We start from the raw sequence: 24,844 nt of genomic DNA on the forward strand, positions 1-24,844 counted from the left end.
CGTTCATGAAACCGCATGCAATTATTCTCTGCCAGTCCGAAGGGAGCGTTCACTATGTTTATACTCCGGAGCAGATCGAACGGATCGCCGGGCTGACCGAGCTTCGTCCCGGCGTTTTTACGCAGGAGATGCTTGAAAAGGGGGATTTCAGCGATGTCGAGCTGATTTTCTCGACCTGGGGGATGCCTTCGCTCTCCGTCGAACAGATTGCACGAATGCCGAAACTCCGGGCGCTCTTCTATGCGGCGGGCGCCACGGACAGCTTTGCGCGCCCGTTTTTCGAGCGCGGCGTGAAGGTCGTGAGCGCGTGGCAGGCGAACGCGATTCCGGTCGCGGAGTTCTGCTACGCGCAGATTCTGCTCGCATTGAAGGGATATTTCCGCAACACGCGCAACCTGAAGTGCCGGGCGGATTGGGAGAAGGCGCACAAGATGGCCGGTCCCGGCTGTTACGGCGACACCGTCGCGCTCATCGGTGCGGGCGCGATCGCTTCGCTGACGAAGAAAATGCTTGAGCAGAACAAGATCAATGTCATTGTCGTTCCGTCTCGCGCGGAGCATCGGACGGTTTCGCTTGAGGAGGCGTTTTCAAAGGCGTTCGTCGTGAGCAACCATCTGCCGAACCGGGATGACAACATCGGCGTTCTGAACGGAAAACTCTTTTCGTCGATGCGGGAGGGGGCGGTTTTCATCAACACGGGCCGCGGCGCGCAGGTCAATGAGGAGGAGCTCATCGCGGTACTTGAGAAACGTCCGGATCTGACCGCGCTGCTCGATGTGATGCACCCCGAGCCGCCGGAAGACGGTTCGAAACTTTACACGCTGCCGAACGTTCAGCTCACAACCCACATCGCCGGTTCGATCAACGACGAGGTGCACCGCATGGCCGATTACGTGATCGAGGAGCTCGAGCGGTTCCTTGCGGGAGAGGAGCTTCTGTACGAGGTCAGGGAGTCGATGCTTCTGACCAGCCGTTGAAACCTGTCGGGTAATTACGGGGGGCTGTGCCATGAAACGAATTGTTTGCGCACTCCTGTCCGCGGTCGCGCTGTCCGGAGCGGCGGTTGCGGCGGTTGCGGCGGAACTCGATCCGTTGCTCGGGACCGGGAGGGAACTCTGGAAGATGTCGGGGGAAGCGGTTCTGCGCAGCATACCGGATACCTTCATCTGGATGGATCAGGCAAAAAGCCGCCTCCGTTTCAATGCGCGCACGAGCAGGGCGAAACTTTCGCTTTACGGACGGAACGTTCAGGAGGCGATCTTCGACGTTCGGAACGGCCAGGTCGTCGCGCTGAGCGTCTCGGTCTACAACCGGGGCGACGCGGGCGACATCGAGAAGAAACCGTTCGAAGCGATGCTCGATGAACTGCGGGACAAGATCCAGGCGGACGTCGGCGCGAACCTGCGTCCCCAGAGCCAGAACGCCTCGGTGAGCGGTTCCCGGCTGCGGTCGCAGGTCTGGCGGACGGGCCGGGGAGACGTTGTGCTGCGCTGGAGTCTTTCGCGCGGGCAGCCCGAATACATCGCCGTCGACTTCTACCCGCCGGGCAAGGCTCCGCGCAGCCTCAAGGACGCAATTAAAACCTCTGTCGGGAGTTCGGAGCTGGAAGAGAAGGTGAAAACCGATCCGGACGGTTCGCGTTACATGCTTCTTCCGATGGTCGACCAGGGGGCGAAGGGGTACTGTGTCGCGGCGACGGTCGAACGGGTGTTGCGCTACTACGGTTCGAACATCGACCAGCATGTGATCGCGAAACTTGCGCAGTCCGATTCGGAGCGGGGCACCAACATCAACAAGATCGTCGATGTGCTCGAAGGCAGTCAGAGCAAACTCGGAATCCGCTTCAGACAGCTCTACCGGTACGAGCTCGACAACTTCAATGATCTCAAGAAGATCGTCAAGGAATACAATTCGGTCGCCCGGCGGATGGATTCGAGAAAGATCGACCTGGACGATTATTTGTTTGTCCTCGGGCGCAGTCGTTACCTCGATTTCGGCAGATTGATGAAGTCTCTGGACTTCAAGGTGTTCCGAGAGGTTCGGATGGAGGAAAAGCGGGATTGCCGGGAGTTTCTGGAGATGGTTCGTGAGAATGTCGACAACGGAATTCCGCTCTGCTGGTCCACCTTCATCATCCCCGGCGTCGGGGACACCGACAGTTCGGAGTTCGGCATGCACATGCGCATCATCACCGGTTACAACGAAAAGACCGGAGAAATCATCTTCTCCGACAGCTGGGGTGCGGGGCACGAGAAAAAGAAACTGAAAAACGAGGATGCGTGGGGTATCACCGTGAACCTCGTTTCACTCGAACCGCGCCGCAAATGAGACGGAGCGGAAACAAAGAGGGGGCGGAAATGCTCGGATTCATGAAGGCAGTCGCCAGGGAAGCGGGTCGTACGGCCATGACCTACTTCGAGGGAATGCGTTCGAACGAGGTTCATGCGAAGGGGTCGCCGAAGGATCTGGTTTCGGCTGCGGATGTGGCGGTCGAGCAGTTGATCGTCAAACGGATCCGGGAGCGGTTTCCTGGGCACGGCATCTTCGGCGAGGAGTCGGGGATCAGCAACTCCGGATCGGAATTCTGCTGGATCATCGATCCGATCGACGGGACGCAGTCATTTGTCAAACACCATCCGTTTTTTGCGGTTTCAATCGCGTTTTGCGAAGGGAGAAAACCGTTGGCCGGGGTGGTTTATGCTCCTGCGCTGAACGATCTTTTCGCCGCTGAAGCGGGGAAGGGGGCGGTCTGGAATGACGAGCCGATTCATGCTTCGCGCTGTTCAGAGCTCGGGGAAGCCGCATGTGCGACGGGGTTCGCATGTGTCCGTGCAGGGAGGAAAGTCAACAATCTCGCCTATTTTTCGCGGATCGTCTCGCAGCTGCGCGACATCAAGCGTTCCGGTTCCGCCGCGCTGGATCTGGCGATGACCGGCGCGGGTGTTTACGACGCGTACTGGGAGATGGCGTTGCAGCCCTATGATGTTGCCGCAGGGGCGCTCATTGCGGAGGAGGCGGGGGCGCTTGTGCGCGATCTGCACGGCGGGTTCCACTATCCGGAGCAGGGGATCATCGCCGCGAATCCGGCGCTTTTGGTGAAACTTCTGGGATTCTTCCGGGATCTGCCGGAGCTCTCATGCTGACCCGGGAACTGCTGCGGTTCCGGAAACGGAACGGGTTTCTGCCCGCGTTCATCGATCCCGCCGACCCGAAGCTGCTTGAGTTTGCCGCGGGACTGCTTGCGCTCTACACCGAGGCTGCGGGCGGAGGAATGCGCCGCGCCGAGCTGGAGGAACTTGTGAATGTGCAGCTTCAGGGAGTGCGCGACCGGAAACTGGCGGAGGGGCTGAACAAACTCGTGCTCGACCGCTGTTCGTTCGATCCGGTGCGGCTGCTCGACTATCCGGCGGAGCGGAGAAGGCTCTTTCTTGCGGCGGCGGAGGCGCTGAAGCGGGCGGGCGGCAGGTTGGAGGCGTACCGCGAAGCGCTTTTCGAAGCGGAAGGAGCTGCCGAGTTCATGGCCGCCGATCTCTACGGCGATTTACCGGACAACGAGCGTTTGACCGGATGGAGGCCGCTCTACCCCGGGGAACTTCTGAATCGTTACAACCTCGCGCTTGTGCAGGGATTGCTGATCTACTCCGAAGAGCTTGAGCTGACGGTGGCGGATCCAGATCCGGCGGAGCTGCGGAGGCTCTTCAAATATCTGCGTTTCTTCCGGCTGCTTGCGGAAGTTTCTCGCGGAAAGGGGAGGCGGAGGAGAACATCGGAGCCGGATCTGATTTCGCTGCGGATCTCGGGACCGTTTGCGATTTTTGCGAATACGAGGAAATACGCGCTGCAGCTGGCGGCGTTTTTTCCGGCGGTCGTGAATGTGAAGGAGTGGACGCTTGCCGCGAAAATCCGGCTCGGAGAGAATCGGGGGGAACTCAAGCTCGATCAGAAATGCGGACTTGTTTCGCATTACCGCAATTTTTCCAGCTACGTGCCGGAGGAGATCCGGATGTTTCACCGGTTGTTCCGGGAGCGTTCGGTCGAGTGGCGGATCGTCGGGGAGTCGCCGTTTCTCGACGGCGGCGGGCAGGAGATCGTTTTCCCGGATCTCTCGTTCCGGCGCGAATCCGACGGGACGACGCTTCATCTGGAGCTGTTTCACCGCTGGCATCGCGGACAGCTCGATCGGAGGCTTGAACTGCTCGAACGGGAGCCGGAAATTCCGCTGCTGATCGGTGTGGATCGGGCACTGGCGGACGATGAGGCGTGGGCCGTGCTGACGGAACAGCGGCATCCCTCGCTCGCGGTGCGGATGTTCCGGTTCCGCGACTTTCCCGGCGTGGAACGGGTGACGCATCTGCTCAATGCGTTTGCCGCGGAGAGTTTTCCCGGCGAAAAACGGCATCGCTGAAGATGTGCGGTGTTTTTCCGCATTCAAATCGATCTTGATTTCCCGAAGTCGGCTTGAAAAAACAGTGGATTTGTGGTATTTTAAAGGAACACGCTCTAATCAATTTCAGGAGGGTTCTTAAAATGACGGTTTATAATTTTGCGGCCGGTCCGGCGATGATGCCGAAGGCGGTCATGGAAAAAGCGCAGGCTGAATTCACGAATTACCAGGGAAGCGGCAGCGGTCTTATGGAACTCTCCCATCGCGGCAAGCTTTTCGAGCCGGTTCTGCACCGTGCCGAGGCGAACGTCCGCGAGCTGCTGAACGTTTCCGACGACTACGCGGTCCTCTTCATCCAGGGCGGCGCGAGCATGCAGTTCGCGATGATCGCCATGAATCTTCTGAACGGCGGCGTTGCGGATTATGTCGACACCGGCGTCTGGAGTTCGAAGGCGCTGAAAGAGGCGAAGATGTTCGGCACGGTGAATGTCGTTGCATCGAGCAAGGAGACGAAGTACGACCACATCCCGGCCGAGTCCGAGTGGAAGCGCACGGCCGACGCGGCCTACATGCACATTACGAGCAACAACACGATCGCCGGCACGCGCTATGCGAAGCTGCCGAAGCCGACTCCGGGTGTGCCGCTGCTGGCTGACATGTCCAGCGACATCATGTCCCGTCCGTTCGACATGAACGACTTCGGCATGGTTTACGCCGGTGCCCAGAAGAATCTCGGTCCCTCCGGCATGGCGCTGGTCATCATGCGCAAGGATCTGGCCGCGCGCACCGATGACAGCAAGGTTCCGACGATGCTGCGTTACAGCACCTACATCGACAACGATTCGATGTTCAACACTCCGCCGACTTTCGCGATCTACATGCTCGCGCTTGTGACCGACTGGCTCAAGGAGCAGGGCGGTTTGAGTGTCATGGAGAAGATCAACAACGAGAAGGCGGCTTATTTGTACGACTTCCTCGACAACTCCACCTTCTACAAGAGCCCGGTTGCGAAGGCGGATCGTTCGATCATGAACGTCGTGTTCCGCACGCCGAGCGAGGAGCTCGACGCGGCTTTCGTGAAGGAGGCCAGGGAGAACGGTCTGACCGAGCTCAAGGGGCACCGTCTCGTTGGCGGCTGCCGCGCGAGCATCTACAATGCGATGCCGCTCGAGGGCGTGAAAGCGCTGGTCGAGTTCATGAAGAAGTTCGAGCTTGCGAACAAGTAAGCGGCGGAACTGCAAAAAAAGCCCGGATGCGTGAAGGCGTCCGGGCTTTTTTATGCTCAAAACAGCGGGAGCGGATAGGATTCTGCCGGTTCGACCGGGGTTTCGGGCGGCCGGTCGAGAAAGGCGTTCACCGCGATCCGGAGATCGTTTGCGTAAATGCTTCTTTTCCGCGGATCGGACTCCTGCCGGATCAGTTGAGTGACCGGGAAGACGACTGCCCGGCCGTCTCCGCGCACCACGGAGCGCATCAGTCGGTACGCGGCGCGGGCGGCGCGGGTGACGCCGTCCGCTTTTTCAAGTTCGACGGTCAGCAGCAGTGAGGTTTCGGAAATCGGATTTTTCCGGCTCTCCGGCGACTCGCCCGGATAGCTGGAGAAATTTCCGAGAGAATAGAAGAGCGGCGCGCCGCCGGTAAGATCCGCTTTCTGCACAACATGCGGATGATTGCCGACGATCAGATCGGCGCCGAACGAGCGGAGTTGATTTGCGATGAACTCCGTGAACGGGTCGGGCAGAGGATTGTACTGGCCGCCGCAGTGCAGCAGAACGATCACAAAATCCGCATCGGCTTCCCGGCAGTTCCGGATCTGCGTCCGGAGCTGTTCGAGCTGTGGCGGCGGACACTCCCGCGTCCGGTTGAGCCGCATGGCTTCGGCGATTTTTTCGGGAGAGTCGAGCAGATGGATCGCTCCCGGCCGCGTCTCCTGAGGCTGGAGCAGATTCACCGCATACTCCTCATCTTCCCGGAGAAAGATCCCGTTGGCAAAACTGTTGGTCCCGTAGGTGCAGGAGAGGAACGCCGTGCGTATGCCGTTGATCTCCCGGAGGCAGACGCGCTCACGCTCCCCGGGGGAGCGCGCGGTTCCGGTGTGGAAAATCCCCTCCCGGTCAAGAACGTCCAGCGTCCGCTTCAGCCCGGGAAGTTCGCGGTCGAGACAGTGGTTGTTCGCGGTGGAGACCAGATCGAATCCGTATGACGAGAGCATCGAGGCGAACTCGTCGGGCGTATTGAAGGAGTAGAGTTCGGAGGTGTATCCTGCTTCCTTTCCCGCGAATGGAGTTTCGAGGTTTCCCACGAGAAAATCCGCCGCGGCGAGCTCCTCCGCCGCCGGTTCCAGGATCGGCCGGAATTCAAAACCGGAATCGGTTCGGCAGGCGGCGAGCTGTTCCCGGTGACACAGAATGTCGCCCGTGAATGACAGAGAGGCTTTTTGAGTGTTCATTTTATTTTCCATCGTTTTCCGTAAGATAACGATAAACGGCTCGGGCGATGGAGGCGCCATAGGCGAGCATGGCGTTTCGGTCGACGGTGACTTCCCCGAAGTTTGCGAACGGAATCTCAATGGTCTGGGCGTTGCGCACGAACGGCAGTTCGGCGGCATAGTGCTTGATGGTTTTCCCCTGCGTGTAGTTCTGCGCGGTGTTCCACGAGGTTCCGAACGGGATGTCGTTTTTTTTGAAAAAGGGAGCCTGTGGAGTCCGTTCCGCCTCAAGAAAATCGGCGAAACGTTCCATCTCCCGGTCCATGCGTTCGATTCCGGTTCCGACCATGTAGGTGACTTCGTTCGATTCGCCGCCGCGGATCCACGGACAGTGCAGATCGAGCACGAATGCGGGCTTTTCGCGATCGAGCAGTTTGCGCAATGCGATCGTTTCAGGATAGATTCCGGGCTCCTGGTAGTCGCGCGCATGATCGTGCGGGATGCGGTTTTTGCCCTGGTCGCCATCCTCGACGCCGTCCTTGTCCGTGAAAGGAACCGCGAATACCGCAAAATGCTGCCGGAATGAGCGGCCGAACGCATCGTCGGCGAGCACGGCGCGCAGGAATCCCTCAAGCGTATAAGTCGCCATCGTCTCGCCCGCGTGGTGGCGGCTGGTGAGAAGAATGGAGGTTTTCGGGTTCCCTTCACGGATCGTGAGCAGCTCCACGTCGCGCCCCTTGCGGCTGCGGCAGAGCGTGCCGGGATGCATCGCGCTGTGATCGGAAAATTCCGCAAGAAACGTCTCCCAGTTGCTCTGCAGATACTGCATCGTCTGACAGAAGATCAGCTCTTCCCCCGCCTCGTTGCAGGTGTATTCGAACTCCCGGTCGCTCTCATGCGTGGCGGCATCAAGCCACTTCCAGCTTTTTCCGCCGTCGCGGCTGACGGCGGGGCCGCGGGTGCCGACCTTGCCGCCCCGGGTGAAGCGGAAACGATAGAGCCCTTTTTCCGGAAACTTCGCCTTGAAACACCAGTAGAACCAGTCCGTTGACGTGTCCCGCAGTTCCACGTCGAGTTCGACGTCGTGCCCGTTGATCGAGATGACCTGGATGTTTCCCGCTGGAATATTGCTTGAGATCATAAGAATACCTTTCTATTGGGTGTGGTTGTCTGGAAATCATTCCATGTTGTCGGGTGGACAGCCGTATTTTTCCCGTACCAGGGTGATCATGGCGCGCAGCGGCGGGGAGAACGGCCGCGCCGGATTCACGAGAAAACCGGTTTCGACTTCGCAGCCGGTGTCGAACGGAGGTACGGCGATTCCCGGCGGAAGGCTGCCGAGGTAGTAGTCCGGGATGATCGAGAAGCCGAGGTTGCGCTGTACGTAGGAGATCAGCGTGGTCGTATATCGCGATTCGATCCGGAACCGGTTTTTTTCGAGATACGGCATTTTTCGGAAAATGGTGCTCCGGATCGAATCGTAAGAGTGCGCGAGAAACGGTTCCGCAGTCAACAGTTCCGGCGTGATCTCCCGGCATTGCGCGATTGGCGAGAGTACGGAACAGATGAGGATCAGCCGGTTTCGGTACATCGGCACGTAGAGCAGGTGACCGCTTTCATATCCCTGAACGCCGAACATGATGTCGAGCGAACCGTCCCGCAGATCTTCGAGGAAGGAATCCCGTTCCTGAACGGATGGTTCGATGCGCGGATGGCGGCGCATGAGTTCCGTGATGAGCTCCGGAACCACGGCTCCGGACGTGTAGGGTCCGCAGCCGATCCGGAGCGGCCCGGAAATATCGCCGACAAAGGATCGAAGTTCGGCGGGGAGATTGTGGAACGCGCCGAGCAGGGCGTCGGCGCGCTGATGGAGAAACTCTCCGGCCGGAGTCGGCACCAGCCGATTGCCGCTGCGGCGGAAGAGTCGGCAGTTGAGTTCTTTTTCCAGCAGCCGGAGCTGTTTGCTCACTGCGGGCTGGGTGATGAAAAGCCTGCGCGCCGCCTCGGTTACGCTGCCGCACTCCATTACTTTTCGGAAATATTCGAGTTGTATGAAATTCATTTTCCCCTCCGGGATGTTTCATCTTCCGGTAATATATCCCGGTTTTGGGAAAATGAAAATGAATTCTTTTGATCCTGTATATAACCGTGCGGTTATGGTTTGAGTTCCGGTTTCAGATCGAAGAGGCGGCACATGGCGTCGAACCGGGCGAGCGGGCCGGGGCCGAATTTTTCGAGCGAACGGCGGATGCGCGGAAGGGATTTTTCCTGCATGTCGCCGGATTTGGAGTAGAATTTGTCGGCGAGGCAGACGAGAATCTCCTCCGGGGTTTCGGGCAGGAAATCCTGTTCCGGAATCGGGAGCTGCTGGAGACGGACCTCGTCGGCGGTGATGCCGCTGCCGGTGTGGCGTTCACAGATACGGGCGAAGGGTTCGAGGTCGATCCCATGCTGTCCGGCATATTCGCGCAGCATGTTTGCGCCGATGAGGCCGTGGGCGAGATAAGGCTCCGGGCCGTTGCAGAGGATTTTCGGCGCGTGGCAGCGCAGAATTCCGATGTCGTGCAGCATGGCGCCCGTTTCGACGAGAGCGAGGTCGAGATTCATCGCTTCGCCCGCGGGCGAGTGTGCGAGTTCAAGCGCTTTGTCGCGCACCTGCGCGCTGTGCGTGATGAGCAGCCGACGCAGCGGGGTATCCTCCGGGTAGAAGTGCCGGAGGATCGGACGGGGATCGATGGGATTCATGAATTTTCGGTTATCCGTGGTGAAGTTGGGTTTCATGACAGGAGTCATTCGTTTTCTCATTTTGGCAGATTCTCCGCCCGGGAGGCGTAACCGGATTCGCCGAGGCGGCGGAATACCGCGGGCGAACAGCGCATCAGAGCGGAAAACACGCGTGTGAAGTGATAGCGGTCCGAAAAACCGCACCGTTCCGCGATCTCCTCGATCGAACAGTTGCTGTAATGCAGCAGCTTGCAGCCGTGTTCGATCCGCAGCCGCCGCGAGAGCTGCTGGGGGGATTCCCCGCATTCGCGCCGGAACAGACGCACGAAACTCTCCCGGTTGAGCCCGGCAAGAGCGGCCAGCTCCCCGTTGTCCGGCGGGTCGCCGAGATGTTCCGCAATCGCCTTCCGGGCCCGGACGATGCGCGGATCCGGAGAGGGAGCCAGCGTGAGATTTTCCGGCGGAAGCTCCAGCAGAGCCTCGAACAGCAGCGATTCGGCGATGACGGCGCGGCGGAAGGCCGCTCCCGGTTCCGGCAGCAGCCGTCGGAACTCCTCCCAGCGCTCCCGCCACTCCTCCCGCAACGGAATCCGGTGGATGCGCCGTCGGATCGGCTGAAGCGGTTCCGGAGGATTGAAGTGTATGTAATACTGGGAAAACGGCTTCTCCGCCCGGGTCGAAAAGACATAATATCCGGGAATCAGCGTGACATGCTCCGGCGTGAGCTCGATGCTGCCCGCTTCGCAGTCGAGAAAACCGCCCCGTTCGGGATTCCAGTAGTAGCGCCAGAAAGGCGTGTAGAGATTGTGCTGAATCCACGGGTAGATCTCCTCCATGCAGGCGATCAGATGAATCCGCAATTGCGGTAAATTCATTTCCTCCATGCGTAAAAATCCCCGGTTTGCAACAAACAGATACAATTTCCCTGATAATATCCATTCCATTTCCGGAAAAATCAAGTATAATGACAGAAAAACTGGAGGAATCCGTATGAAACAGACCCAAACCGTTTTTGCTCTCAAGACCGAAGGGCTGGACAATCCGATCGGCATCGATGTCCGCAATCCGGAACTTTCGTGGCGCACTTCCTGCAACCAGTCCGCCTGGCAGATCCGCGCCGCCGCAACGCCGGAGGCGCTCGAAAACGGCCCGTATCTCTGGGACTCCGGACGTGTCGAGGGGCGCCGCAGCCACCATCACCCCTACGGCGGAGCGCCGCTTGTGAGCCGCGAACGCGTCTGGTGGCAGGTGCGGAACTGGCACAAGGGAGACGAGCCGTCGGCGTGGAGCGAACCGGCATTTTTCGAGGCGGGTCTCCTCGAACCCGGAGACTGGCAGTGCGTCTGGATCGGATTCCCCGGTGCCTGGTCGGGATGCGGACGCTATTTCCAGGCGAAGTTCGAGGCCCCGGAGACGGTTCATCGTGCGCGGCTTTACATTGCCGGGCTCGGCTGGTTCGAGAGTTTTTTGAATGGCCGCCGCCTCGGAGATGCGGTGCTCGATCCTGCGCCGACCGACGAGTCGAAGAGCGTGATCTACCGTGCGTTCGATCTCGGCGGATTGTTGCAGCCCGGCGAGAATGTGCTCGCCGTTCATGCGGGCGCCGGGTGGTACGTCTCGCCGATCACGCGTTTCCAGCTCGAACTCGATGGCGAAATCGTGCTGAAAACCCGCCCGTTCGGCTACCCGTGCGGTCCTTCCGGCGTGATCCGGAACAGCATCTACGGCGGGGAGGAGTATGACGCCCGGCTTGAACCCGATCCACGCTGGATGCTCCCCGGCGGGCCGCAGCTTCCTCCCGGCCGCGGGAGCTGCCGCGTCGCGCCGCCCGCCGGCTGGATGCGCGGCGCGATGTGCGAACCGATCCGCGAGCTTTTGGAGCTGCCGGTGAAGAGCTGGAATACGCTGCCGGACGGCCGCTCCGTCGCGGATTTCGGACAGAATTTCGCGGGGTACTGTCGACTTCGGATCAAGGCCCCGGCGGGAACCCGGATTTCACTGCGCTTCGGTGAATTTCTCCGGGAGGACGGCGGTGTCGATCAGGAGAATCTGCTCGGTGACCGGGCAGTCGATGTTTATACCGCGCGCGGCGCGGAGGAAGGTGAGGAGTGGAAGCCCTCCTTCACCTATCACGGATTTCGTTACGTCGAGGTGGAAGGGCTGCCCGGCGTCCCCGATGACCGGACGCTTGCCGGGATCGTCGTCGGAACCGATTGCCGTCCGGTCGGGAGTTTCCGCTCCGACAACGACCTCGTGAACCGGATCGAGACAATGGTGCAGTGGACCGAGCGCAGCAATCTGCACGGCGTTCCGACCGACTGTCCGCAGCGAACCGAGCGCATGGGATGGCTGAACGACATGATGGCGCGTTGCGAATGCGCGCTGTTTCACTTCGACGAAGCGAACCTGCTGCGCAAATGGCTGCGCGACATCGCCGAGGCGCAGGATCCGGTGACGGGCTTCGTGCCGATGACCGCGCCGTGTCACTGGACGCCGGACGAGGTCGATCCGGTCTGTTCTAGCTTCGTCGAAACAGCCTGGTATCTGCACCTTTACTGTGGCGAGCGGGCGCTTTTGCGCGAACTCTTTCCCAATTTCCTCGCATGGTGCGGCTGTCTCGAACATGCGGCGGAAAACCACATTCTGCTGCGGGGCGGCGAGATCGGCGACTGGGTTCCTCCTGTGGAGTTCAATGCTCCGGGAACCTGCCGCAGCGGGCTGGTTTCCAAAGAGCTGGTCGCAACCGCGCTGTATGGGTACACCGTGTCCCTGACGGCCCGAATTGCGGCGTTTCTCGGTGAGAAGGAGGAGGCGGAACGGCTCGAACGGCAGTTTGCGGCGATCCGGGCGGCGTTCCACAGCCGCTTCCACCGCGGGGAAGGGCGGTATGACACCGGATCCCAGTCGGCCTGCTGTTATGCACTCTACTGCGGAATGGTCCCGGATGAGCTGCGGGAAGCGGTGTTCCGCTCCCTTGTCGAGCGGTTTGAGGCGGATCACCGGAAGCTCACGACCGGAAACATCGGGACGAAGTATCTGCTCGAAACTCTTTCGCAGTTCGGTCGCTCCGACCTCGCATTCGATCTTGTGAATTCGACGGAGTATCCCGGCTGGGGGTACATGCTTGCGAACGGAGCCACGACGCTCTGGGAGCGGTGGGAAAAAGCGACCGGCAGAGGCATGAATTCACACAATCACCCGATGCTCGGTTCGGTCGGGAGCTGGTTTTACAAATATCCGGCCGGGATCCGCCCGCTGCCGGACTCGGACGGGTTCGACCGTTTCCTGCTCGCTCCGGATTTTGTAGCGGGGCTGAACGAGGTGAACGCGAGGTACGACTCCTTTACCGGAACGATCTGCTCGCACTGGAAACGGGAAGGCGGCCGGATCGAATGGTTCTTCTCCGTTCCCCCGAATTCCGAGGCCGTTGTCCGGCTTCCGGACGGGACCGGGAATCATTACGGTGCGGGCGAATATCATCTGACGATCTGACCGGTTCCCCGGTTCCGCGTTTGAAAATGAGTTTGCGGAGTGGTATATTACCCGGAATGTTTCTGATACAAAAGAGTTCGCATGGCGGTCTGATGCCGATGAGATAAGCGGGCACTGGAGGCGTTGTGGCGTGTTTGCCGCGGCCGTCCGGGTGCGGAAACGCGACGGGATCGCCGCTGTTCCGGGACCGGCGCAGTCTGCTGCGGGCGGAACATGAGGGGTAGTGGAATATGAATCAATTGTTTCTCCGGGGCAGGGCCTTTTTCGCCTCTCCCCGTTGTGTGCTGGGCCTGGCGGTGGGGATCGGCGTTTTGTCGACACTGCTGTTGATGATCGTCTCCCCCGTCTACTACCGGGACTCGGTGATTTACATGTCGATGGTCAGTGGATTCCGGGTTGGAGACTGGGGCCATGCGTTTGATGTGTTCATGTCGCCGTTGCTGCCGGCCGCGGCCGGAATTCTGGCCCGGGCCGGTATGCCGATTCCGGAGGCGACGACTTTTATCAGCTGCCTGTTCTGCATTCTCACGGTTTTTCCGGTTTACGGTCTGCTGAGTTTTTACATGGAGCGGAAGTATGCGGCGTGGGGAGCGCTCATGTTTTCTCTCATGCCGAAGATCATCCGGTACGGCATGTCGCCGCTTCTGGATGCCGGACGGTGGTTGTTTCTCTCGCTGGCGCTGTATTTGATCTTTCGATTTGTCCGGCACCGCAAGTTCCTGATTTTGTGTGAACTCGGCGCGACGTTCGCCGCACTTTCCCTGGTTCGTTCCGAGGGGCTCGTCTATATGGGGATGCTTCTGGCCTTTCTCGGCCTGATGCTGCTTCAGGCGGAAAAATGGAAATTGTCGTTCCGCTGGATCGGCCGTTTTGTGCTCTATTGTCTGGTGATTGCCGGGGTCTGCCTGGCGCTTTGTCTGCCGCGTTTGATCCAGCTTTATCGAGAGACGGGTTATCCGGCGCTCGACACCCGGCAGACCTGGGCCGTGCGCGGCGTCTGTCACCGGATCGCGGTCTGGACGGGAACCGCAGAGGCCGCTCCCGCTGAGCCGGCACGGGCGGATGCGGCAACTTACGGCAGTATCAATGATTTTGATTTCGCCTGGATTTCGGACTGGCAGTTTGAGAAACGGTTCTGGAAAAACATGATCGACGGGTGCTACGTCCCTTATCTGATTCTGGCGGTTCTCGGAATGTTTCTGCTCCGGAGGCGGAAGGAATGGACGTTTGAGCACACCATCATGCTGCTGCTGCTTGCGGCGAACGCCTTCGCCTTTTTTATGATGCGATCGGCCGCGGGACGTTATTTTTACATCAATGCGCTTTTTCTCATGCCGTTCACGGTTTACGGTCTGCGGTGGGTTCTGGCGCTTCTCGGGAAGGCTCCCGGAAAGTATCGCCTGGAGTATCTCGCGGCTGTGGCGCTTCTGGCGGTCGGTGTTCTGCAGCTCTGGAATGGACTCGACAATCTGAATCCGTCGAAGAATGATTACTTCAAGATTCTGGGGCGGGAACTTGCCGAGTGGCAGAAGGGGGTCGTTCCGCGTTCGGGGACCTCGAATATCACGCTTCTGACCATCGGGGATGAATACGGCTGGGGCGTATACGCGGGGGCGAATTCCTTCGCCTATGCCGCAAACTCCATCAGCGACACCTGGACGTTGCAGGAGATTGCCGAACAGGGGCTGCCTTCGGAACTGACGAAGTACATTTCGGAAAATCTCGACGGATATGACCGACTTCTGCCGGATCTGATCGTTGTTGCCGATCCCGATGAGGTTTCGCCGTCGATCATCTCCGCGATCTGTGCGTTGAAGGGGGTTCGGCAGTTGCGCTTCCCGGGGGATGAGAAAGCGCTGTTTTTTCAGCTTCGTTCAACTCCGGAAGTGGCGACGGGAGAAAACGTCCGTTAGCAGGAACGGCTCTGTTTCAACGCTTCGGTGAGCGCGATTTCGAGGACTTTCACGGTCCACTCCACATCCGCTCCGGCGCGGTGCGCATTCATTCCCTTTTCGCTCGGGAGTTGAAAGTAGGCGCGCAGATTCTGCAAACTGTACGACGGAAGCCCCGGATGCGTCTTGCGCAGCAGCCGCAGCGAGTCGAGCGTCTTGCCGCGCCACAGCGGCATCCCCGTCCGCGACAGACTCTCCTGCAGGAATCCCAGGTCGAACAGCGCGTTGTGCGCCACGAGCGTGCTCTCTTCGGCGAGTTCCAGAAAACGCACGGCCGCCTCCTTGAAGTGCGGAGCGTCCTTCACCATTTCATCGCTGATGTGATGAACCGCTGTCGCGGCGGCCGGAATCGGCCGGCCGGGATTGAGCAGCGTCTGAAAACGCCGCAACTCCCCGTCGGTCTCCACCCGGATCGCGGCGATTTCCACGATCCGGTCATTGACCGGGCTCATTCCGGTGGTTTCCACGTCGAACACCGTGAACGGCCCGAGCTCGTGCCAGATCAATTCGCGTACCCGTTCGGGTGTTTGAGCTGCCACTTCCACGCCGATTCGATGATCTGTTCGGCGGACTCGTATTTCGGCTGCCAGTGCAGCAGCGATTTGATCCGGTCGCTGCAGGCGATCAGTTTCGCCGGGTCGCCCGGGCGGCGCGGGGCAATTTCATAATTGACCTTTTTGCCTGTCACTTTTTCGGCTGCGTCGATGATCTCCTTGACCGAGAGTCCGTTGCCGGTTCCGAGGTTGTAGTGACCGCTCTCCGGCGCCGAAAGCGCGAGTTCATGCGCCTGCGCCAGGTCGAGAATATGGATGTAATCCCGCACGCAGGTCCCGTCGGGCGTCTCATAATCATCCCCGAACACCATGAGCTTCTCCCGCTTGCCGCGGATCGTCTGGAGGATGATCGGAATGAGATGGCTTTCCGGGCGGTGGTCCTCGCCGAATTTCTCCGACGCGCCCGCCGCATTGAAATAGCGCAGCGCCGCGTATTTCATGCCGTGAATCTGGCTGTACCATTTGAGAACCTTCTCAAAGCAGAGTTTCGACTCACCGTAGGGGTTGATCGGGATCTGGCGGTCGTTTTCGCGGATCGGAATCGACTCCGGCTGGCCGAAGGTCGCCGCCGTGCTCGAAAAGACGAACATCTTCACGCTGCCCTCGACCGCCGCATCCGCGAGGTTGATTCCCGAGGCGAGGTTGTTGCGGAAATATTTCGACGGATTCTGCATCGACTCGCCGACCAGACTGAACGCTGCAAAGTGCATGACCGCGTCGAACTCCCCTTCGCGGCACACCTTCTTGATGAGCTCGCGGTCGGCAAGGTTGCCGAGGATGAATTTCGCACGCGGATCGACCGCCTCGCGATGGCCCGTGATGAGTGCGTCGAAAATCGTGACGTCATAGCCGCGGTCGAGCAGATATTCGGAACAGGCGCTGCCGATGTAGCCCGCGCCCCCGGTGACCAGTACTTTCTTCATGATAAATACCTTTCTCTGAAACTGTGGAAGTGAAGTTCCATTTATAAAAGATACAGCGTTTTCGCCTGAAATGCAAATTTTTCCCTTGAAATCTCCCGGTTTGCAGATGCCGTCGTGCCGGATCTCGCGGGAGAACCGTTGCCGCTTCCGGGCCGGACGGCCGGGATCGGAGAGTGCCGAATGCGGGATTTTCCGCCCGGGGTTTCCCCGGGACGGTGCGGATGGAGCGTTGCCGTCGGCTCATTTCATCAAAGATCGATGTGCGATTTCCCTGTTCAAAGCCGCCCCCGCTTTCGAGCTGTTCACGGATTTACGGTGAAAAATAGAAAAAAACAGAAGTGTGGACTTGAAAAAAAGCAAACTTGGAGTATTTTAGTTTACTCATGCTCGGTTAAGATTTATTTTATCATACAACTAGTTTTCATAAACAAGAGAGAGTAGAGAAAAATGGCTCACACCAAATCCGCAATCAAGCGTCTGCGCACCAGCCGCCAGGCGAACCTCCGCAACCGTATGCGCACGAGCGAACTCAAGACCATTGAGAAGAAGTTCCGCGCCGCCGTCGCCGCCGGTGACGCCGCTGCCGCCGCCGAGCTCGGCAAAACCTTCTCGAGCCGTCTCGACAAGGCCGCGAAGGCCGGTACGATTCATGCGAACCGCGTTGCGAACAAGAAGTCGCAGGCCGACAAACTGCTGAATTCGCTCGCGAAGTAAGTGTGTTCTGCCGGGAAGGGCGTTCCGCTCCCACGAGATGGAGGCGGGGCGCCTTTTCTGTTTCCGGAGAGATCCTACTATGATGTATCAGGTTTTTCTGTCGATTCTTGAGACGTTCATCGTGTTTGGAGTCGGTGCGATCGCGTGGAAACTCAAGATGATCGAAACCGGCGATCTGGATAAACTTTCACGGCTCACGCTCGATCTCTTTTTCCCGATGCTGACCTTTTCGACGATCACGCGCACGTTCGATCCGGATCGGCTCTCCGAATTGTGGGTGATGCCGCTGCTCGGGATTGCGATCATGCTCTTCGGGGCGGGGGCCGGCTGGATTTTCAAACGGTTCATGAAGTCCCGCGGTCATGGCCGTGAAGGCACGTTTCATCACATCTGCGCAATCAACAATTACGTGTTTCTGCCGATCATCGTCTTGCAGAACATCTACGGCGAGCGGCACGTGGCGCTGCTGCTGCTCATGAATGTCGGTTCGACGATCGGATTCTGGACGATCGGAGTGGCGACCTTCACGGGAGGCGGGTCGTGGAAGCAGACGCTCAAAAGTATTTTTTCGATCAACATCGCCGCGGTGGTCGCCGCACTGCTGGTTTCGTTTCTCGGGATTCCGGTGCCCGAGGCGCTCGATTACACGTTCAAATATCTTGGCGACATTACCGTTCCGCTGATGCTGGTCGTGATCGGTGTGGCGCTGGTCGGGAGCTTCCGGGGAATGCTTGAAAACTGGTACGACATGCTGTTGCTTTCCGCGGTGCGGCTCGTGGTGATTCCGGCGGCACTGCTTCTGCTGCTGCGGCTGCTGCCGCTTCCGGAGGAGGTCTACCAGGTGACGGCGGTTGTCGCACTCATGCCCGCTGCATCCAGTTCCGTCCTGGTTGCCAAACGCTATGGCGGCGACCCGGATTTTGCGGGGCGGGCGATCATCTTGACGACGCTGTTTTCGCTCGGTACGATTCCGCTGCTGATGGAGATCTTTCTGCCGCGCTGATCGAAACCGGCGCGGCGGCGTTTCCGAATTCAGCGATATTGCGGCGGCTGCCAGTTCTTGTATTTTTCGGCTTCGCGGCGGTTGATGTCGAGCCAGTGGCGCGGTGCCCAGAGCCACTGGACCGGCTCTTCCCGGATCAGCTTCTCCAGCGCGCTGGCGCAAAGCTGACAGACGGCCTGGACGTCGCGCTGCTTGTCGCCCGTGGGTTCATAACGGATCAGATCTCCGAGAACCAGATCGAACTCGAAGTCGCTGCCGGGTCTGCGGCGGGTGAGCTCCGGCATGATCGGAATGCCGGTTTTCAAGTGAAGCAGCGCCGGGGTCATGTGGATGCGGGCCGGATGGCCGAAGAATTCGCACTCAACGCCTTCGCCGCCAGCCGCGTGCTGATCGATCAGCATGGTGATGTTGCGCCCTGCGCCCGCCGCGCGAAGGATCGGCCGGATTCCCTCGGTCTTGTCGACAAGTTCATGAAGTTTCCCCGCCCGGTGCGCGAGGATCATCTGACCGATCAACGGGTTGCCGAACGAACGCATGAACGAGGTCATCGGCCGGTTCGCCTTTTCCGAGAAGGCGGTTCCGGCCACCTCCCAGTTGCCGTAATGGGCCGTGACGATGATGACCTGTTCCCCGGATTCGCGTCCGGGCGCGGGCGTCACATAGGCGATCGTCTCAGGAGAGCCGGTGACGGAGATCTTCTCCTTCGAATAGAGCTGCCGCATCTTCACGACCTCGACGAGAAGTTTGGCGAATTCCAGATAGGTTTTGCGTGCGAACCGGCGCGCTTCGGCCTTGTTTGTGAACAGTCCGGCGTGCATGAGGTGCTGGACGGTTCGGACTCGATGGCGGCGGTCGATGAGGAAGAGCACCCGGAAGAGAAAGGTGCTCAGGGCGTATCCCACTTTCAGCGGAAGAAGATGAAGGACTCCGTACAGGAGGCAAAACGGAAGATATTCCGCATAGATCCGGAAGGTACTTTTTTCTCTTTTCTTTTTTGCCATGTTTCTGAATGTCTTTTCTGCTTGACTCGGTTTCTTATGCAACGTATATTAATATACATCGCTTTTCCGGAATCATCCAGTGATTCCCCGCGAATATTCGGGAAAAGCGCAAAATCAAGTAGAAAAATCCGGGCCGGGCGTTTTCCCCGCTCCGGAGATGTGGGGGGTGTATTCAGATGACGTATCGTTTTCAAACCAGTGAGATGGTATGCAGCCGGATGATCGAAATCGACATCGATGAGGAGAAGGATGTGATTCGCCGTGTTGAATTCGTCGGCGGTTGTCCGGGCAACCTCGCCGGAATCGGCCGCCTGGCCGCAGGCATGAAACCTGCGGAGCTCATCGAGCGGCTTCAGGGAATCCGCTGCGGCGGCAAGCCGACCTCCTGCCCGGATCAGCTCGCAACCGCTCTCCGGGAAATTACGAAACGCAGACAGGCGTGACCGCCGGTTTGTACTTTCCCCGCGTTTTTTTTCGCGGAACTGGCAAATGTCGTAAAACGCGTGTATGTTAAGAAAAAATCTTTTTTTCAACATTGTATTTCACGAAAGAAGGAGTGAAAATGGCGCGCGAATACGACTTTTCCGCCATCGAGAAGAAGTGGCAGGCCTACTGGGAGAAAAACGGGACTTTCAAGGCGGTTGATTTTTCGCCGAAACCGAAGTTTTACTGCCTCGACATGTTTCCGTATCCGTCGGGGGCGGGACTCCATGTCGGGCATCCCGAAGGTTACACCGCCACCGACATCGTCTGCCGCTATCGCCGCATGAAGGGGTTCAACGTGCTTCATCCGATGGGGTGGGATGCGTTCGGACTGCCCGCCGAACAGTATGCGATCGAGACCGGAACCCACCCGGAAATCACGACCCGCAAGAATGTTGACAACTTCCGCCGCCAGATCAAGGCGCTCGGATTTTCCTACGACTGGAGCCGCGAAATCAACACCACCGAACCCGCTTACTTCAAGTGGACGCAGTGGATCTTCTCGCAGCTTCACAAGAAGGGACTGGCTTATCTCGATGAGATTCCGGTCAACTGGTGTCCGGCTCTCGGAACCGTGCTCGCGAACGAGGAAGTCATCAACGGACTCTCCGAGCGCGGCGGTCATCCCGTGATCCGGCGGCCGATGAAGCAGTGGATGCTGCGGATCACCGAGTACGCCGAGCGGCTGCTGAACGACCTCGACGAACTCGACTGGCCAGAGGGCGTCAAGGAGATGCAGCGCAACTGGATCGGCAAATCCACCGGTGCCGAAGTGAAATTCATGACCACCGCGAGCGAAGCGATCACGGTTTACACGACCCGCCCGGACACGCTCTTCGGAGCGACCTACATGGTCCTTGCTCCGGAACACCCGCTCGTGGACAAGCTGACCACTCCGGACCGGAAAGCCGCAGTCGACGCCTACCGCGAGGAGGCCGCGCGCAAGAGCGAGCTCGCGCGTACCGGCGACAACACCGAAAAAACCGGCGCCTTCACCGGCGCCTACGCGACCAATCCGGTCGACGGCCGGCAGATTCCGATCTGGATCGCGGATTATGTGCTCGTCTCCTATGGAACGGGCGCGATCATGGCGGTTCCGGCGCACGATACGCGCGACTTTGAATTCGCGAAGAAGTTCGGTCTGCCGGTCATCTGCATCATCGAACCGGACGCCGAGGCGGCCAGAGCGGAGAACGTCGACGTCGAGGCGGTTCTGCGCGGCGAGGCGTGCTGGACGGGGGAGGGGAAGCTCATCCACTCGGCCAACACCGACGGGCTCGATCTGAACGGACTCTCCGTCGCCGACTCGAAGCCTGCCGCGACCCGCTGGCTCGAAGCGCGCGGTCTCGGGAAGGAGGCGGTCAAGTACAAGTTGCGCGACTGGCTTTTCAGCCGCCAGCGCTACTGGGGGGAACCGTTCCCGATCATCCATTACGAGGACGGGTCGATCGAACTGGTGAACTCCGACGAGCTGCCGGTGGATCTGCCGGAAATGGAGGATTTCAAGCCGACCGGCGATGGTGAACCGCCGCTCTCGAAGGCGAAAAGCTGGCTCAATTACACCGATCCGAAGACCGGCCGCAAAGGGCGGAGAGAGACCAACACGATGCCGCAGTGGGCCGGTTCCTGCTGGTACTATTTGCGCTACATCGATCCGAAGAATCCGGATCAGGCGTGGGATCCGGCGAAGGAGAAGTACTGGATGCCGGTCGATCTCTACGTCGGCGGTGCGGAGCACGCGGTGCTGCATCTGCTCTATGCGCGTTTCTGGCACAAGGTTCTGTTCGATCTCGGGCTGGTTTCGACGAAGGAGCCGTTCAAAAAACTCATCAATCAGGGAATGATTCTCGGGGTCAGCTACAAGGACAAGCGCGGCGTGCTGGTTCCGACCGACCAGGTCGAATTCACGCCGGCCGGTCCGGTGCGCAAGAGCGACGGCGAAGCGCTTGTGGAGTTCCCCGCGAAGATGTCGAAGTCGCTGCGCAACGTCGTCAATCCGGACGATGTGATCCGCGATTACGGCGCGGATTCCATGCGCATGTACGAGATGTTCATGGGGCCGCTTGAGGCGACGAAGCCGTGGAGCACGAAGGGGGTCGAAGGGGTGTTCCGTTTCCTGAAGCGGGCATTCCGCATGTTCCAGGAGGCGGAAATCGTCGACGAACCCTGCACGAAGGAGCAGGAGCGGCTGCTGCATGCGACGATCAAGAAGGTGTCGCAGGATCTCGACAGCTTCGGATTCAATACGGCGATCAGCCAGCTGATGATCTTCCTGAATGAGTTTTCGAAGCTCGAGAAGCTGCCGCGAGAGGCGGCGGAGAAGTTCGTTCTGCTGCTTTCCCCGTTTGCTCCGCATCTCGGCGAAGAGCTCTGGGAGCAGCTTGGACATTCGGAGTCGCTCGCTTACGAGCCGTGGCCGACCTGGGACGAATCGTTGCTGAAACTCGATGAAATTGAGATTCTCGTGCAGGTTCTCGGCAAACCGAAGGCGCGGCTGATGATGCCGGTCGACGCAACGCAGGAGGTCGCGGAGAAGCTCGCGTTCGCCGCGCCGGAAGTGCAGGCGGCAATCAACGGCCAGACGGTGCGGAAGGTCATCTTCGTGCCGAAGCGGCTGCTGAACATCGTGGTCGGCTGAGCCGGAGGAAGGGGGAGGGAAACCATGAGGAAGGAGCTGATTGGATTCCTTTTGATTCTCTGTGCAGGCTGCGCACCGGTTCCGCAGTGGGAGACGGCGGAGCGGCTCGCCGCAGAGTCTGAGCTGGAAAACGCTTCCACGCAGGTGGAGATGACCAGTGCCTCCGGCGGGATGGCGGCACAGGCGGAGAAGCAGCTCGCCGAGGCGCTCGACTGGAAACTTTCGACACTTTCCAGGCCGGAACGCCGGGCGCTTCTGCTGGAGCAGTTCCACTGGCAGCGGCTGATGGATCGCCGCAACGCCGAACCGATGGGAAACGGTTCGATTGCGCCGATGCTGCAATCTCTGCGGGAGGAGGCGCGGCTGGAGAATCGTTTCAAAGAGCTGACGGCTCCCGTCGAGGTTCAGCGTGCGTTCGTCGCATTGCGGGAGGCTCCCGTTCGATTTCAGGGGAAAATGCTTTCTCTGGACTTTGGAGAATTGAATCTTGAAATTCCGAAGGAGAAGCTCGGAGAAGGTATGCCCGAATCGGAGACGATCGCGCAGCTGAACATTCCGCTGTGCCGCGAGGTGACGATCGGAGCGGATTGTTTTCTGGTCGGAGTGATTGAGCCGACCAATTACAACGTGGTTTCGAGCTTCGGTCTGGGGACGGAACAGAATCTGTGCATCTGGAAGAACGGGGAATTTTTCGCCAGTCACCTGATCGGGCGGCGGCTTGTCATTCTGGGGGTGAAGGCTTCGCCGGAGGGGATCGAACTCTCTTACCGGACGCGGGAAGGAGAATTTCTCAAGAAGCGTTACTCGTGGAAACCAAACTCCGAATCCATTTTGATCAATCACTGGACGACGGAAAAGATCGATCTTGACTGATCGTTCGATACGAAGTTGCAAAAGCGGGAAGGCGGCGGAGAGGATCCTCTCCGCCGCCTTCCTGTTTCCGGGCTGGAATCCGGAAAAATCGTCATTTTTTTTCGGAAGGTATTGACAAATGCGGGAAAGTTTGGTATAATTAAAATGTAATACCTCGTGATATTAGCTTCTCCAAGTTCACATCCATGGTTCGAGAAGGGGATTTTAACGAGTTTTTAATATCACGTGAAATTGGATGAGGAAACGATGATTTCGCCGAGACGGAAAATTACGGTACGGATGGTTGCGGAGGCCGCGGGAGTCTCTCGTACGGCGGTTTATGCGGTTTTGAACCGGGATGCGAAGAACAACATCGGTTTGCGTCCCGACACGCGCCGGAAGATCGAAAAGACCATCGAAGAGCTTGGCTACATTCCGAACAACTCCGCGCGCACGCTGGTCTCCGGCCGCAGCAACAACATCGGAATTCTGCTGAACACGTCGAATGTGTTGTTCAGCCGCGTGATCGGCGACCTGCTGGCGGAGCGTTGCGTTGAAAACGGTTACATGCCGCTTCTGGAGTTCTACAACTTCAATCTTGATCTCGAGCGACGCAAACTCGAGATGCTTTTTTCGCGCGGGATCGACGGGCTTTTTGCGATTACCGGCGGCGACCGGAATCTCGACGTGTATAAACGGCTGACCGGACTTCACCTGCCGCTGGTCATGCTCGGGCACAATACGCCTGGAGTGCCGAATATTTCCCGGGTGGGGGTAACGGAGGAGAAGATCGCCGCAACTCTGGTTGATTTTCTTCGTTACAACCGGGTGGAAAGCGTTTCATATCTGACGTTTGCGGAGATGGTCAGCAACCCGATTTCGATCCGGGAGCAGTGTATCTTCCGCGGGCTGGAAAAGGCGGGAATCCGGCTGGAGAGCCGTCACGCGGTCTCTGGCCACCGGGAGACGGTCACCGAGATCCGGTCACTGCTCGCAAACCGGAAGCGTCCCGGCGCGCTCTGCTGTTTCACTGACGAACTGGCGAATTCGGCCGTAACCGCGCTCATGGAGTGCGGAAGCGGCGTTGAAGAGCTGCCGGTGATCGGTGTGGACGGTCTCGACATGCCGTTCAACGCCTTGCCGCTCACTTCGGTCCGCAATCCTGTGGAGGACATCGTCTTTTCCGGGTGGCAGCTCTTTGAGAATGCGTTGCTGCATGGTAAATATGCGTCTGTGGAATTGGCCTCTCACATGGTTTTACGCGACACAACTCCGGGTTTTCGACTTCCGGAGCGATAGTTTTTTTTACGGCCTGTTAATATCACGTGAAATTAACAATCGGATCGATGGTGCAGTGTTGAGTCTGCAGTTGGGATTCCGCCGGATGTGTTTCGTGAAAATAAACAGATGTTTCGGACCCGGTGAATGGTTAACCGGGTTGGCAATTGTAAACGAACGAAAGGAACAACGAGATGAATCGTGGATTGAAGTTCGATCCTGTGCGGTCTGGCTGGAGAGGTGCCGCCGGTGTGGAATTCGGTGGTGAGTTCGGCCGGAAAAAATGCCGGATTCGGGGCGTCTGCCGATTGTTTACCCTCATAGAGTTGCTGGTTGTGATTGCGATCATCGCGATTCTGGCGGCGATGCTGCTGCCCGCCTTGAATCAGGCGCGCGAGCGGGCCAAGACGATCTCCTG

At 59.0% G+C, this 24,844-nt stretch carries 22 protein-coding genes; 14 read left to right on the forward strand and 8 right to left on the reverse strand.

Annotated elements, in window-relative coordinates:
* Nucleotides 1–5 precede the first annotated feature (5 nt).
* The 5 genes from Q0K10_RS09930 (at nt 6) to serC (ending at nt 5,610) form a co-directional block, all read left to right on the forward strand.
* Entirely contained in the window at nt 6–977 is a 972-nt protein-coding gene (locus Q0K10_RS09930) for a hydroxyacid dehydrogenase (protein ID WP_294506497.1), read from the forward strand.
* A 31-nt stretch (nt 978–1,008) separates the two neighbouring features.
* Nucleotides 1,009–2,328 (forward strand): hypothetical protein, encoded by a 1,320-nt coding sequence (locus Q0K10_RS09935; RefSeq protein ID WP_294506500.1) that lies wholly within the window; start codon nt 1,009–1,011, stop codon nt 2,326–2,328.
* Nucleotides 2,329–2,357: 29 nt separating this feature from the next.
* Complete coding sequence (locus tag Q0K10_RS09940) at nt 2,358–3,143, forward strand: inositol monophosphatase family protein (RefSeq protein ID WP_294506502.1); 786 nt, start codon at nt 2,358–2,360, stop codon at nt 3,141–3,143.
* The gene (locus tag Q0K10_RS09945) at nt 3,137–4,405 is read left to right on the forward strand and encodes a DUF790 family protein (protein WP_294506504.1); all 1,269 of its coding nucleotides are present in this window, start codon (nt 3,137–3,139) and stop codon (nt 4,403–4,405) included. Before Q0K10_RS09940 ends, Q0K10_RS09945 begins: the two co-directional genes overlap by 7 nt.
* A 122-nt stretch (nt 4,406–4,527) precedes the next feature.
* Entirely contained in the window at nt 4,528–5,610 is a 1,083-nt protein-coding gene (serC, locus tag Q0K10_RS09950; protein WP_294506506.1) for a 3-phosphoserine/phosphohydroxythreonine transaminase, read from the forward strand.
* A gap of 56 nt (nt 5,611–5,666) precedes the next feature.
* On the opposite strand, the gene Q0K10_RS09955 is transcribed toward serC, so the two are convergent.
* The 5 genes from Q0K10_RS09955 to Q0K10_RS09975 all read right to left on the reverse strand — a co-directional run bounded on the left by Q0K10_RS09955 (nt 5,667) and on the right by Q0K10_RS09975 (nt 10,411).
* On the reverse strand, nt 5,667–6,833 hold the full coding sequence (locus Q0K10_RS09955; RefSeq protein ID WP_294506508.1) for a CapA family protein: 1,167 nt from the start codon (nt 6,831–6,833) through the stop codon (nt 5,667–5,669).
* A gap of 1 nt (nt 6,834) precedes the next feature.
* Nucleotides 6,835–7,953 (reverse strand): M14 family zinc carboxypeptidase, encoded by a 1,119-nt coding sequence (locus Q0K10_RS09960; protein WP_294506510.1) that lies wholly within the window; start codon nt 7,951–7,953, stop codon nt 6,835–6,837.
* A gap of 36 nt (nt 7,954–7,989) precedes the next feature.
* Entirely contained in the window at nt 7,990–8,874 is an 885-nt protein-coding gene (locus Q0K10_RS09965; protein ID WP_294506512.1) for a LysR family transcriptional regulator, read from the reverse strand.
* A 92-nt stretch (nt 8,875–8,966) separates the two neighbouring features.
* A complete protein-coding gene (locus Q0K10_RS09970; RefSeq protein ID WP_294506514.1) occupies nt 8,967–9,617 on the reverse strand; it encodes an HD domain-containing protein in 651 nt (216 codons plus the stop codon).
* The gene (locus tag Q0K10_RS09975; protein ID WP_294506516.1) at nt 9,614–10,411 is read right to left on the reverse strand and encodes an AraC family transcriptional regulator; all 798 of its coding nucleotides are present in this window, start codon (nt 10,409–10,411) and stop codon (nt 9,614–9,616) included. Before Q0K10_RS09975 ends, Q0K10_RS09970 begins: the two co-directional genes overlap by 4 nt.
* A 115-nt stretch (nt 10,412–10,526) precedes the next feature.
* Between Q0K10_RS09975 and Q0K10_RS09980 the strand changes: the two genes are divergently transcribed.
* Entirely contained in the window at nt 10,527–13,028 is a 2,502-nt protein-coding gene (locus Q0K10_RS09980) for an alpha-L-rhamnosidase (protein ID WP_294506518.1), read from the forward strand.
* Nucleotides 13,029–13,258: 230 nt separating this feature from the next.
* Nucleotides 13,259–14,941, forward strand: coding sequence for a glycosyltransferase family 39 protein (locus Q0K10_RS09985; protein WP_294506520.1), 1,683 nt, complete (start codon nt 13,259–13,261; stop codon nt 14,939–14,941).
* Here the strand turns inward: Q0K10_RS09985 and Q0K10_RS09990 are convergent.
* Together Q0K10_RS09990 and galE are read right to left on the reverse strand one after the other, a co-directional pair.
* Nucleotides 14,938–15,519: a 3'-5' exonuclease gene (locus Q0K10_RS09990; RefSeq protein WP_294506522.1), complete on the reverse strand. Its 582-nt coding sequence runs from the start codon at nt 15,517–15,519 to the stop codon at nt 14,938–14,940. The genes Q0K10_RS09985 and Q0K10_RS09990 overlap by 4 nt on opposite strands.
* Nucleotides 15,483–16,457 (reverse strand): UDP-glucose 4-epimerase GalE, encoded by a 975-nt coding sequence (gene galE / locus Q0K10_RS09995; RefSeq protein ID WP_294506524.1) that lies wholly within the window; start codon nt 16,455–16,457, stop codon nt 15,483–15,485. Before galE ends, Q0K10_RS09990 begins: the two co-directional genes overlap by 37 nt.
* 447 nt (nt 16,458–16,904) lie before the next feature.
* Between galE and rpsT the strand changes: the two genes are divergently transcribed.
* Together rpsT and Q0K10_RS10005 are read left to right on the forward strand one after the other, a co-directional pair.
* Entirely contained in the window at nt 16,905–17,171 is a 267-nt protein-coding gene (gene rpsT, locus Q0K10_RS10000; protein WP_294506526.1) for a 30S ribosomal protein S20, read from the forward strand.
* A 79-nt stretch (nt 17,172–17,250) separates the two neighbouring features.
* Complete coding sequence (locus tag Q0K10_RS10005; RefSeq protein WP_294506528.1) at nt 17,251–18,174, forward strand: AEC family transporter; 924 nt, start codon at nt 17,251–17,253, stop codon at nt 18,172–18,174.
* A gap of 29 nt (nt 18,175–18,203) precedes the next feature.
* Here the strand turns inward: Q0K10_RS10005 and Q0K10_RS10010 are convergent, their stop codons facing one another.
* Nucleotides 18,204–19,175, reverse strand: coding sequence for a lysophospholipid acyltransferase family protein (locus Q0K10_RS10010; RefSeq protein ID WP_294506530.1), 972 nt, complete (start codon nt 19,173–19,175; stop codon nt 18,204–18,206).
* Between the two features lie 176 nt (nt 19,176–19,351).
* On the opposite strand from Q0K10_RS10010, the gene Q0K10_RS10015 reads away from it, so the two are divergent.
* The 5 genes from Q0K10_RS10015 to Q0K10_RS10035 form a co-directional block, all read left to right on the forward strand.
* Nucleotides 19,352–19,618: a TIGR03905 family TSCPD domain-containing protein gene (locus Q0K10_RS10015; RefSeq protein WP_294506532.1), complete on the forward strand. Its 267-nt coding sequence runs from the start codon at nt 19,352–19,354 to the stop codon at nt 19,616–19,618.
* 119 nt (nt 19,619–19,737) lie between these two features.
* Nucleotides 19,738–22,296: a leucine--tRNA ligase gene (gene leuS, locus Q0K10_RS10020; protein ID WP_294506534.1), complete on the forward strand. Its 2,559-nt coding sequence runs from the start codon at nt 19,738–19,740 to the stop codon at nt 22,294–22,296.
* A 24-nt stretch (nt 22,297–22,320) separates the two neighbouring features.
* A complete protein-coding gene (locus tag Q0K10_RS10025; protein ID WP_294506536.1) occupies nt 22,321–23,169 on the forward strand; it encodes a lysozyme inhibitor LprI family protein in 849 nt (282 codons plus the stop codon).
* 246 nt (nt 23,170–23,415) lie between these two features.
* The gene (locus tag Q0K10_RS10030; RefSeq protein WP_294506538.1) at nt 23,416–24,447 is read left to right on the forward strand and encodes a LacI family DNA-binding transcriptional regulator; all 1,032 of its coding nucleotides are present in this window, start codon (nt 23,416–23,418) and stop codon (nt 24,445–24,447) included.
* 173 nt (nt 24,448–24,620) lie between these two features.
* A partial coding sequence (locus Q0K10_RS10035) for a prepilin-type N-terminal cleavage/methylation domain-containing protein (RefSeq protein ID WP_294506541.1) occupies nt 24,621–24,844 on the forward strand: 224 nt, incomplete at its 3' end.

The sequence above is a fragment of the uncultured Victivallis sp. genome (assembly GCF_944391105.1).
Lineage (GTDB): Bacteria > Verrucomicrobiota > Lentisphaeria > Victivallales > Victivallaceae > Victivallis.

Excerpts from the sequence above, each read along its gene's own strand:
- Q0K10_RS10005 (WP_294506528.1), top strand. The coding sequence starts at position 17,251 with ATGATGTATCAGGTTTTTCTGTCGATTCTTGAGACGTTCATCGTGTTT.
- Q0K10_RS09940 (WP_294506502.1), top strand. The coding sequence starts at position 2,358 with ATGCTCGGATTCATGAAGGCAGTCGCCAGGGAAGCGGGTCGTACGGCC.
- Q0K10_RS09980 (WP_294506518.1), top strand. The coding sequence starts at position 10,527 with ATGAAACAGACCCAAACCGTTTTTGCTCTCAAGACCGAAGGGCTGGAC.
- Q0K10_RS09985 (WP_294506520.1), top strand. The coding sequence starts at position 13,259 with ATGAATCAATTGTTTCTCCGGGGCAGGGCCTTTTTCGCCTCTCCCCGT.
- Q0K10_RS09935 (WP_294506500.1), top strand. The coding sequence starts at position 1,009 with ATGAAACGAATTGTTTGCGCACTCCTGTCCGCGGTCGCGCTGTCCGGA.
- Q0K10_RS09945 (WP_294506504.1), top strand. The coding sequence starts at position 3,137 with ATGCTGACCCGGGAACTGCTGCGGTTCCGGAAACGGAACGGGTTTCTG.
- Q0K10_RS09930 (WP_294506497.1), top strand. The coding sequence starts at position 6 with ATGAAACCGCATGCAATTATTCTCTGCCAGTCCGAAGGGAGCGTTCAC.
- Q0K10_RS10010 (WP_294506530.1), bottom strand. The coding sequence starts at position 19,175 with ATGGCAAAAAAGAAAAGAGAAAAAAGTACCTTCCGGATCTATGCGGAA.
- rpsT (WP_294506526.1), top strand. The coding sequence starts at position 16,905 with ATGGCTCACACCAAATCCGCAATCAAGCGTCTGCGCACCAGCCGCCAG.
- Q0K10_RS09970 (WP_294506514.1), bottom strand. The coding sequence starts at position 9,617 with ATGAGAAAACGAATGACTCCTGTCATGAAACCCAACTTCACCACGGAT.
- Q0K10_RS10025 (WP_294506536.1), top strand. The coding sequence starts at position 22,321 with ATGAGGAAGGAGCTGATTGGATTCCTTTTGATTCTCTGTGCAGGCTGC.
- Q0K10_RS09965 (WP_294506512.1), bottom strand. The coding sequence starts at position 8,874 with ATGAATTTCATACAACTCGAATATTTCCGAAAAGTAATGGAGTGCGGC.
- Q0K10_RS09975 (WP_294506516.1), bottom strand. The coding sequence starts at position 10,411 with ATGAATTTACCGCAATTGCGGATTCATCTGATCGCCTGCATGGAGGAG.
- Q0K10_RS09960 (WP_294506510.1), bottom strand. The coding sequence starts at position 7,953 with ATGATCTCAAGCAATATTCCAGCGGGAAACATCCAGGTCATCTCGATC.
- Q0K10_RS09955 (WP_294506508.1), bottom strand. The coding sequence starts at position 6,833 with ATGAACACTCAAAAAGCCTCTCTGTCATTCACGGGCGACATTCTGTGT.
- Q0K10_RS10015 (WP_294506532.1), top strand. The coding sequence starts at position 19,352 with ATGACGTATCGTTTTCAAACCAGTGAGATGGTATGCAGCCGGATGATC.
- leuS (WP_294506534.1), top strand. The coding sequence starts at position 19,738 with ATGGCGCGCGAATACGACTTTTCCGCCATCGAGAAGAAGTGGCAGGCC.
- Q0K10_RS10030 (WP_294506538.1), top strand. The coding sequence starts at position 23,416 with ATGATTTCGCCGAGACGGAAAATTACGGTACGGATGGTTGCGGAGGCC.
- serC (WP_294506506.1), top strand. The coding sequence starts at position 4,528 with ATGACGGTTTATAATTTTGCGGCCGGTCCGGCGATGATGCCGAAGGCG.
- galE (WP_294506524.1), bottom strand. The coding sequence starts at position 16,457 with ATGAAGAAAGTACTGGTCACCGGGGGCGCGGGCTACATCGGCAGCGCC.